Origin of the sequence: Nonomuraea sp. NPDC005730, assembly GCF_040630865.1 — a bacterium.
In the GTDB taxonomy this organism is placed as follows: Bacteria; Actinomycetota; Actinomycetes; order Streptosporangiales; family Streptosporangiaceae; genus Nonomuraea.
In genome coordinates this window covers 99,938-108,876 of sequence record NZ_JBEXYK010000029.1, presented here as the reverse complement: position 1 = coordinate 108,876, position 8,939 = coordinate 99,938, and the positions used below count along the sequence as shown (strand labels likewise).

Below are 8,939 nucleotides of genomic sequence, written 5' to 3'. Positions count from 1 at the left end.
CGCAACACCAAGCTCTACTGGTCCAGCTTCGACGGCACCAGCTGGAGCACCGACACCGCCTTCAGCCCCGCTGCAACCTCCGTCGAACGCCCTGCCGTCGCGGCGTACGACGGCAAACTCCACGTCGTCCACCGCGGCGGCGGCCTGCTGTAACCATCACCGCCGCAGCCCCGCCGAGCGCGCGGCCCCGCCCCTTGGGCGCCGCCTGGGGGCCCTTGTCCGGCCACATGGCGGCGCATTGGCCGGACAAAGGCTTTCCCCCCACCCTCTACCGCTCAATTCTGTACTCAGTCTCGAAGGCCCTCCTGGCCGGGGAACCCGCCAGCAGCGCATCGGGCAGGCCGTCGCCGCGTTGCGGGGCTGAACGCCGGGTCCAAGGGAGCCAGCACCACCTCCCGCCTGGCCCACCGGCGCGGTGACAACCCGGCCTGTCGGTAAGGTCGGGCCCACCAGCCGCCATCTGTGACGTTCCCGCACGACCATCTGTCCGCGCTTCTGAGAGTGCGTTACGCGAGCTGATGTCCCTTTCGTCGTTGCGGTTGGATGAGGCCTGCTGGTCGGCGAGTCACCGTTCGGCCTACGGGAGTGGCTGGGTGAACAAGTCGGGCTCGGTTTCGACGAGGATGCCGCGGCTGGCCAGGCGTTTGAGCTTGGCTCGAACGTTCTGGATACCGTTCGAGATCAGGGGCAGATCCAGGTCACGAGCACGCAGACAGCCGCCGGTCTCGCCGAAGACGGTGAGGATCTGCCGGTAGGCGGGATGATCGAAGCCTGTGGGCGGCGCGTCCTGATCGACCGGGGTGGGATCTTCTTCGGCGAGGGAGATGAGGGTCTTGCGGCTGATCCGCAGGTGCTCGACCGTTTGGGTGAGTTCGCCCAGACGCGCGGTCAGAGTGTCGATCTCGGCCTGGGTCTGCTCGATCTGGCAGGTCAAAGCCTGCTCGCGGGCATCCAGTCGGTCCAGGAGCCAGGTTCCGGGATCGGGCGGGTGGGTGTCGGGCCTGGTCATGTCCACCGCCTGGACGGGGCTGCGCGGGTCAGGCGTCGGGACATCACGTCCGTCATCGCCCAGTACACCCGTGATTCGGAACTGGAGGGAAGGTGCTCATAGTCGCGGACCAGACGCCGATGGAACATCAAGATTCCGTACGTCTGCTCGACGACCCATCGCCTCTGCTGGGGGACGAACCCTTTGTCGGTGGGGTTGCGTTCGACGATGTCCACGTCGATCCCCAGACCGGCGCCATGGGCGACGACCGCGGTCTTGAATCCCTGATCGACCAGCGCCTTGGTCACGGTGCTCTCGGTGGCGGCGGCGACCCGGTCGAGCAGGGCGATCCCGGCGGCTTTCTCGTGGGCTGAGGCCGCGAGCACGACCACGGCGATGACCAGTCCCAACACGTCGACGGCCAGGCCCCGTTTGCGGCCCGGCACCTTCTTGGCCACGTCCTTTCCGGTCGTTTCCGCGGGGACTCCTGCCGCGACGTGGACGCTCTGGGTGTCCAGCACGACCAGGCTCGGGTCGGCTAATCGCTTCTTCTGCTCGCGCAGATGCCAGCGCAGCAGGTCGTGGATGGTCTTGTCGGTGCCGTCGTCGCGCCATTTGGCGAAGTAGTAGTACGTCGCGCCCTTGGGCGGCAGATCGTGGGAGAGATAGTCCCATTGGACGCTAGTTCGTCCCTGGTAGCGGATCGCGTTGACGATCTCACGCAGCTCGTAGTTGCCCTGGTGGCCGCTGACCGATGGGTGCGCGGCCTTCCAGGCCGTGAGCACGGGTTCGATCAACGCCCACTGCGCGTCGGTTAAGTCGCTCGGGTACGGCTTGCGCTCATTCATCGCGCCATCCCAGCACATCGGGATCCGCCGATCGGCGGTAACGCTACAAATCCATACGATCACACTGCGACATCATGGACAGAGGCTCGCATAACATACTCTGAGAGAGATCGGCATCCGCGGCGGCCGCCCGCGGCGCCGCTATACGACAGCAACTCCTGGAGATGCCTGCCCCGGTTGTCGCTGACGCTCTCGGCTACCACGACAAAACCACCGCTCGACTCCTCAACGAGGCCGGCGGCGCATGGAGCCGCTACGCCGCCGGGGAGCACGGACGGTCACCGTCGAGCTCCGCACTGCCGACAACTCGCGACAGGGGATGAAAGCGTCTGCTGGTCGCGCGGATCCTCTCACTCACGCATTCAGCATCGCAGCCGTCCTTTAAGCAGGTGGCAGTCAACGTCCAGCTGGCTACCATCGGCTGCATGGGAGATCACCTCAAGGGCATGCACACACCCTTGTACCTGCTCGCGGGTGCGCCCGGAGCGGGCAAGACGACACTGCTACCGCACCTCCTCCAGGCGGCGGACGGGTTGGTCGTCATGGACATGGACGAGTTGCTCGAGGACGGCGAGCTGATCGGCGTGCCGATTGCTGAGCCAGAGGCGGCGCCGATCTGGCCGGCCTACGACCGGATGTGGCGACGCATCGTGACCATGGTGCGCCGGGCGGGCCATCCCGTACTGCTGATGTGTCCGATCCCCGACGCCAGCGAGGTGCCCGCGTTCGTGCGATGGGACGGGCCGGTCCACTGGGCCCTGCTGGACTGCCCCGATGACGAGCGGGAACGTCGACTGCGGGAGCGCAACGCACCGCGGGATTGGATCGACGACGCGCTAGCAGACGCGGCGCAGGGCCGAGAACTGATCACGACCGTGTTCCAAGCCGTCGGCGCAGATCATGCCGGCCTGGCGACACAGGTGCTCGCGTGGGCCCACGACCTCGCTATCAGGTCCAATTAGACCGCGTATCGCAACAGCCTGCGGCTCTGAGCACTTCGGCTGCGCACGAAGCCGGTCTGCCGCTGGAAATCACCGTCAGTCACTACCGTGCCCTCAGCATCGAGAACCCGCGACGGTTGAATACGCGACGTCACCAGTATGGTACCCCTTCTCCAGCCGCGGCGAGCCCGGCCGCCAGGCCGTGTCTCAAAGGATCGTGAGCCAGTCGTTGATCGCAGCAATGTGGACGGCGGCCTCGTAACGAACGGCGAGTTTGTCGTACCGGGTGGCGATGCTGCGGTGGCGTTTGAGCCGGTTGATGCCGCACTCGACGGCTGAGCGGGCGCGGTAGTCAGCCGCGTCGAAGGACGGCGGGCGGCCACCGCGGCTGCCGCGCCGCTGTCGGGCGGCGATGCGTCGGCCGGCTCGGGGATGGTGCACCGGATCTTGCCAGAGCGTAGGTGCTGCCGGACTGCGCGGGAGGAATACGCCTTGTCGGCGCGGACGATCTCGGGTCGGGTGCGCGGGCGGCCGGGCCCGAGCCGGGGCACCTTGATCGCGGCCATGACTGTGGGGAACTGTGGCGCGTCGCCGCGCTGCCCAGCTGTCACCACCAGGGCGAGAAGGCGCTGGCCCTGCTCGCAGGCCAGGTGCAGTTTGGTCGACAGGCCGCCCCGGGAGCGCCCGAGGGCGTGATCGGCGGGCTCAGACTGCAGTCCGCCGGGCGGCTCAGCCTGCTGGTGGCCGTACGGGGCTGCGCCGGCCGCATGCTGATGGGCCCGGCAGACGGTGGAATCCACCCCGACCTGCCAGCCGATCAAGCCCGCCGCATCGGCCAGAGCCTGCAGGTGGGTGAGGATCTGCTGCCAGACGCCGGCACGCTGCCAGCGGCGGAACAGGCTGTAGACCGCCTGCCAGGAGCCGTAGTACTCCGGCACGTCCCGCCACGGCGCGCCCACTCGTACCCGCCAGCGGATGCCGTGGATCAGTTGGCGCTTGCTCCACCGCGACGGTCGACCTGGCTTCTTGCCGGCAGGCAGCAGCGGTTCCAGCCGCGCCCACTGCGCATCGGTGAGGTCGAACCGCCGCGTCACCGCTAAGGTGTCCACGAGGTCTCCGGAGTTCAGGTTCTTCTTGGTCGTTGAACCCTTTACCGGAGACCTCTCTGCATGTCCCGCTTCGACACGCCGTTGATCAAGACTTCGAAACAGGCCCTAGCTCGCTGACTCTGTCCTCGGGCAGCTTCGCCGCGAGATCGGCCTGACTGATGACGCCGACCAGTTCCTCGTTCTCCGACACCGGTAGACGACGGATCTTGTGCTCGACCATCTGATGCAGGACCTCCTCGACGCCCGCGTTCGCGTCGATGAACCACACATGCTCTGCTTCGACAAGCTCACCCGCAGCAATCGTGGCCGGGTTCTTCCCCTTCACGACGCATTTCACGACGATGTCCCGGTCGGTGATGATCCCTTTGAGCTGCCCCTCATTGCCGCAGACGGGCATTGCACCGACGTTCAGCTCCGCCATCCGGCGCGGCGGCGCTTCGACTGCAATCTCGACAACGGTGTATGCCATGTCTCGCTCCCTCTTGTGAGTCACTGGGCGAGCTGCTCAAGGCGGGGCGTAACGCGGCCACACCGTGACCTGACGTCTCGAGATTCGCTCGTCAGCTCCGATGGTGGAGGGGCCCGCCACCGCGGGCGCGTACCGCCTTTTCCAGGTAGCTCCGGCTCCTCCTCAGCCGATACCCCCCACGCCCCCCGGAAGGACCCGGCCTGGCAGGCCGGGCAGAACCTGTGGAGACGTCATTCAGGTTCCACCAGCAACTCCAGCCGTTCGGCTTGCCGGCGCGCCTCCATCTGCTCCAGCGTGATCGCCGTCTTCCCCGCGAAGGCACCACCCCCGTTCGTCGGCCCCGCTGAACGGCCAGCGGCCGATTCATGTCCAAGGCGAGCACACCGCGAGGTGTCCGCCCGCGCCGAGTAGGACCATCAGCTCAGAACGTCCCTCAGGTGCCACGGCAACGTGTTCAGCGCGGGAGTGTTCTGCATGTCTTCCCGGCCATCATCGGACTCTTGTGTGAACGTGCCCACGATCCCTCAGGCCGTCCCCCGGAGTTCCTGTGCGCCAGGCCCCTTCCGTCAATTCGGTAGCCGGCACCCGCCCCCGCAGCGTTGGGAAGCAGCGACCACGAGGGCAGTCACCACCGCCGACAGCGCTTCGCGTAGGTGAGTCTCGGCAGAGGGCGGGCGGTCACCCCGCAGAGGCGGACAGCCACGTCTCCCGTTGGTGGAACTCCTCGTACAGGCGGGCATTGTCCCCGCGAGGCCCACCGTGGGGGCGAACGCAGCCACCACGGCCTTGTCTTTCTCGTCGAACTCATCGCCGCCGCGTTTCCTGGTCAGGCGAGGTGACCGAACACCTCGTCGCGCACTCATGCGCGACGCTGAGATAACGATCTGCGGGAAATGAGGCGCCGTTGCCAGCGCGCCTCCGGTGAGGCCGTGAATGTGGGTCCTGATCGGCGCACGCTTGCATCATCCGGCCGCTGAGGTCGCTCTGGTCGTCGGTGAGCCGGAGCGGCGGCAGCACCAACAGGACCGCCTGGCGGCGGGCCTTGGCCGCCTTTCTCCACTCGATATCGACACCGCCGGTAGTGGCGTCGGCGCGCCACCACGCTGCCGCCCCGCGGCGGGTGAGCTCGGCGACGCGACCACGCTCCATCCGCACCTGCCACCCCGTGATCTCGTCAATCCCGCCGCGACGCTTCCGGCGAGCCTGTCCTGCAGAACGCCGGATCATGAACATCACCACCGAATGTTGCAGAAAGTAGCCTTTCGGCTACCGAACGTTTAGTCTGGGTAGAACATCTCCAGAAGGGCTGACATGCGTTCCATACGCGTTCTACGCGCCGTGACTGCCGCCTCAACCCTGGCCTACACCACACTGGCCGGACCAGCACACGCCAAAGTCGAACCTCCCAGCGCAACGGACGAGACCGCAAACTCCACTGAATGCAACTACGGAATGATCGGCTGGATCGTCGACGGGTTCCTCGGAGGCGGCGACTCCTGCGGCCAGGCGGCCCCGCCTCCTCCCTGGGCGTACAGTCCCATGAGTTCGCCCCCCATGGTTACCCGAATGACCAGCTGAGCCCTGCGCCAAACTCAAAGATTCAGATCAAGATCATTAGTGTGCTTATCATGATCGGAAGCCGCCTGCAGAGGATGCCAGAACTCCCTGCGCGTGATGCCTGGAGGGACGCGAAGGACTCTCAGCAAGATCGGAGCAGAATTCGGCGCCGAGTGTCGGTTCGGCGAAGACACCGTCCCGGCGAGGTCGCACTTCGAAGTTCGGCGACTTGCGGCAACATCCCCCAAGGGCGCGATCACGGATTGGCAACTCCGTGCGTAGCGGCGAGAGCGTGCTCCACGCTGGGGTACCAGCGCAGGCGTCGCCAGGCGTTGTGAGTTCCGACAGGCGAGCGGGTGCGGCGCGCACGGCGGCCAGACACGGGCCGGTGCCGCGCTGTTCAGCGAAGGCTTGCGCGCAGAGCAGGGCGACGCAGCGCCGCACCGTCTTCTCCGCGCCACCGTCCTTGACATGCCGTTACCGGAGAACATGCCTGCAGCTCCATGATTGGTTTCGCAAGCACCAAATTACGGTAAGTCGTTTAACGATTACATATCGTGGCCTTGGGTGTTTGAAAGGAGCCTCCTGATGTCTGAAGTACTGGCTCGCAAGCTGAAGCGGGCCTTCGATCATCTCGATGCGAATGGCGATGGCCTCGTCGCACGGTCGGATCTCGACGCGCTGGGCACTCGGCTGCTGGAGGAGTTGGGTGAAGCGCCGTCGTCGGCGAAGGCACAGCGATTCGCAGAGCGGATGGAAGTGTTCTGGCAGGAGCTGGCGGCCGGCTTCGATGCCGACAGGGACGGCCAGATCACGATGGAGGAGTTCCGGGTGGGCATGACGGCCGCGTTCGTCACCCGTTCCGACGGCTATGCGCGCATATTCCGCCCGGCGATCGAAGCGCTGATCGCGATGATGGACGTCGACGGCGACGGTGTGCTCAGTTCGGCGGAGTTCGCGCGGTTGCAGCGGGCGTTCGGAACGTCGGAGCACGACATCGCACTCGCATTCGAGCAGCTGGATACCGACCAGGACGGCCGGCTGTCCGCCGCAGAACTGGACGCCGCGATAGAAGACTTCTATACCGGCAGCGACGCCGGCGGACGGGGTGCCTGGCTGTTCGGCCCTATGTAGGCATGCTCCGGTGCGCCGTACGAGCTGAGAGGGAGCGGCATGGCGGAGACACCTGCGCTGCAGCAGTGGGGGGCGTCGGGGTTGTCACCGCGCCGGTGGGCCAGGCGAGAGGTGGTGCTGGCATGGCGGTGCAACGTCACCGATCTGACGGCCGCGGTGATCCCAGGAGTGCTGGCGTCCGCCGCCGCGTGGCGCGCGCACGCACTGCCCCTGGCGGAGCTGCCGTGGGTGCTGGCCAAGGCCTTGGTCTACTTCTGGCTGTTTTTGTGCGTTCACACGCTGTCCAACCAGGCCAGCGGGGTTGCCGAAGATCAGGTCAACAAGCCCTGGAGGCCGATTCCCGCCGGGTTGATGACCGCGCGCGGGGCCTGGGTGCGCTGGAGGGTGGCGGTCGCGGCGTTCCTGCTCGCCGGGGCGTTGATGGGAATCCTGGCCTGGACGGTGCTGTGGCTCGCAATGGTAGGCCTGCGAACCTACCGAGGGCTGATGCGCCATTGGTACGTGAAGAATCCGGCCATCGTGGTCGGGGCGTGGGCGTTGCTGGCAGCCGGGTGGCAGATCGCCGGGCCCCTCACCTCGCGCGCCTGGCCGTGGGTCGCTGCAGGCACGGCGTACTGGCTGGTGGGGTTCGTGGAGGACCTGCGAGACGTGTCCGGCGACCGGCGTTGCGGGCGGCGGACACTGCCGATGGCGGTGGGGCAGTGGCCGGTGCGGCTGGTGGCCGCCTGCGCGTTGACGGCCCTGCCGGTGGTGGCCGCGTGGCTGACCTGCGATGTCACCGCGGCCGGATGGTGGACGTGGGCGGTAGTCCTGGCCGGGGGCTGCTGGTGGGTCGCCCTGCGGCTGACGGTCCTGCGCACGGCACGGCAGGACGCCGCCACCTATCAGCTGTACTGCCTGACCTGGTGCTGGTTGGTCAGCGGACCGCTGGTTCTGGGATGACCCGTCCCCCGTGGGGGCGGCTGCGAGGAAGGCCCGCACATGTCTGGTGCGTCTCGTCATGGTCCGGTACTGGTGACCGGGGCGTCCGGCGGCATCGGCCGGGCGACCGCCCTGCTGCTGGCCCGGCGGGGACTCACGGTGTATGCGGCCATGCGACAACCCGCGACCGATGAGCTGCTGCGACAAGCGGGCTGCCATGTGCTGCGCCTTGATGTCACCGACCCCGAATCGGCCACCGCCGCCGTCGGACAGGTCCACGCCGAGCACGGGACGATCGATGTCCTGGTCAACAACGCCGGACACAGCCAGGTAGGCCCGGTGGAGGAGGCCACGGACGAGCGGCTGGCCGCCCAGTTCGCCACCAACCTCACCGGAGCCGTCCGGCTCACCCGGCTGGTCCTGCCGCAGATGCGACAAGCGGGCCGGGGCCGTATCGTCATGGTCGGCTCGGTCTTCGGCCGCCTCACCCTGCCCATGTTCGGGCTGTACTCGGCCTCCAAGCACGCCCTCGAAGGGCTCACCGACGCGTTGCGCATGGAGGTGGTGCCGTGGGGTGTGGAAGTGGCGCTGGTGCAGCCGGCCTTCGTCCGCACCGGGCTGATCCGGACGCTGCTGGAGCAACTTGCCCACGAGCGCGCCGCGCGGCCCAGCGGGCCGTACGCCGCCGACCTGGCGCGCCTGCACGACAACATCGAGGCGATCGCCGGGCAGTTCGGCATGCCCTGCTCAGCGGCCGGGCCTGCACCACCGCTCATGGCGGCCATCGCCGCGCTGGCCGTTCCTCCCGAACGCGTCGCCGACGTCATCGCCCGGGCCGCCACCGCCGCCCGTCCGCGAGCCCGCTACCGCGTGGCCGGCGCGGCACGGATGATGCTGGCAGCCAGGGCGCTGGCCGGCGACCGCTCGTGGGACCGTCTGGCGCGTGCTGTCTTCCTTCGCTGAACCGCACGC

At 67.5% G+C, this 8,939-nt stretch carries 9 protein-coding genes; 4 read left to right on the top strand and 5 right to left on the bottom strand.

The window, feature by feature from the left end; genetic code table 11:
- Window positions 1-577: 577 nt before the first annotated feature.
- Both ABZ444_RS28920 and ABZ444_RS28915 read right to left on the bottom strand, forming a co-directional pair.
- The gene (locus tag ABZ444_RS28920; protein WP_358003290.1) at window positions 578-1,009 is read right to left on the bottom strand and encodes a hypothetical protein; all 432 of its coding nucleotides are present in this window, start codon (window positions 1,007-1,009) and stop codon (window positions 578-580) included.
- Window positions 1,006-1,836, bottom strand: coding sequence for an IS5 family transposase (locus ABZ444_RS28915; protein WP_358003287.1), 831 nt, complete (start codon window positions 1,834-1,836; stop codon window positions 1,006-1,008). The genes ABZ444_RS28920 and ABZ444_RS28915 overlap by 4 nt, the downstream gene beginning before the upstream one ends.
- Window positions 1,837-2,261: 425 nt before the next feature.
- Here ABZ444_RS28915 and ABZ444_RS28910 point away from each other — a divergent pair, with 425 nt between their 5' ends.
- Complete coding sequence (locus ABZ444_RS28910; RefSeq protein ID WP_357988889.1) at window positions 2,262-2,798, top strand: AAA family ATPase; 537 nt, start codon at window positions 2,262-2,264, stop codon at window positions 2,796-2,798.
- Window positions 2,799-2,984: 186 nt separating this feature from the next.
- Here ABZ444_RS28910 and ABZ444_RS28905 read toward each other — a convergent pair.
- The 3 genes from ABZ444_RS28905 to ABZ444_RS28895 all read right to left on the bottom strand — a co-directional run bounded on the left by ABZ444_RS28905 (window position 2,985) and on the right by ABZ444_RS28895 (window position 5,591).
- A protein-coding gene (locus ABZ444_RS28905) for an IS5 family transposase (RefSeq protein ID WP_358003299.1) occupies window positions 2,985-3,871 on the bottom strand; the annotation gives its coding sequence in 2 pieces (ribosomal slippage) (window positions 2,985-3,193 and window positions 3,193-3,871; 888 coding nt in all).
- A 100-nt stretch (window positions 3,872-3,971) separates the two neighbouring features.
- Complete coding sequence (locus ABZ444_RS28900; RefSeq protein ID WP_357988886.1) at window positions 3,972-4,355, bottom strand: CBS domain-containing protein; 384 nt, start codon at window positions 4,353-4,355, stop codon at window positions 3,972-3,974.
- A gap of 804 nt (window positions 4,356-5,159) precedes the next feature.
- Window positions 5,160-5,591, bottom strand: a complete 432-nt coding sequence (locus tag ABZ444_RS28895) for a hypothetical protein (protein ID WP_358003285.1) — start codon at window positions 5,589-5,591, stop codon at window positions 5,160-5,162.
- Between the two features lie 909 nt (window positions 5,592-6,500).
- On the opposite strand from ABZ444_RS28895, the gene ABZ444_RS28890 reads away from it, so the two are divergent.
- The 3 genes from ABZ444_RS28890 to ABZ444_RS28880 all read left to right on the top strand — a co-directional run bounded on the left by ABZ444_RS28890 (window position 6,501) and on the right by ABZ444_RS28880 (window position 8,930).
- The gene (locus tag ABZ444_RS28890; protein ID WP_358003282.1) at window positions 6,501-7,046 is read left to right on the top strand and encodes an EF-hand domain-containing protein; all 546 of its coding nucleotides are present in this window, start codon (window positions 6,501-6,503) and stop codon (window positions 7,044-7,046) included.
- A gap of 39 nt (window positions 7,047-7,085) precedes the next feature.
- Window positions 7,086-7,988 carry a UbiA family prenyltransferase gene (locus ABZ444_RS28885; RefSeq protein ID WP_358003279.1) on the top strand — a complete coding sequence of 301 codons (903 nt, stop codon included), beginning with the start codon at window positions 7,086-7,088 and terminating at the stop codon, window positions 7,986-7,988.
- Window positions 7,989-8,060: 72 nt separating this feature from the next.
- A complete protein-coding gene (locus ABZ444_RS28880; protein WP_358003276.1) occupies window positions 8,061-8,930 on the top strand; it encodes an SDR family oxidoreductase in 870 nt (289 codons plus the stop codon).
- The last annotated feature ends 9 nt before the right edge of the window (window positions 8,931-8,939 follow it).

Bases quoted from the DNA above. Each gene is read 5' to 3' on its own strand.
- ABZ444_RS28920 (WP_358003290.1), bottom strand. From the start codon at position 1,009: ATGACCAGGCCCGACACCCACCCGCCCGATCCCGGAACCTGGCTCCTG.
- ABZ444_RS28915 (WP_358003287.1), bottom strand. From the start codon at position 1,836: ATGAATGAGCGCAAGCCGTACCCGAGCGACTTAACCGACGCGCAGTGG.
- ABZ444_RS28910 (WP_357988889.1), top strand. From the start codon at position 2,262: ATGGGAGATCACCTCAAGGGCATGCACACACCCTTGTACCTGCTCGCG.
- ABZ444_RS28900 (WP_357988886.1), bottom strand. From the start codon at position 4,355: ATGGCATACACCGTTGTCGAGATTGCAGTCGAAGCGCCGCCGCGCCGG.
- ABZ444_RS28890 (WP_358003282.1), top strand. From the start codon at position 6,501: ATGTCTGAAGTACTGGCTCGCAAGCTGAAGCGGGCCTTCGATCATCTC.
- ABZ444_RS28885 (WP_358003279.1), top strand. From the start codon at position 7,086: ATGGCGGAGACACCTGCGCTGCAGCAGTGGGGGGCGTCGGGGTTGTCA.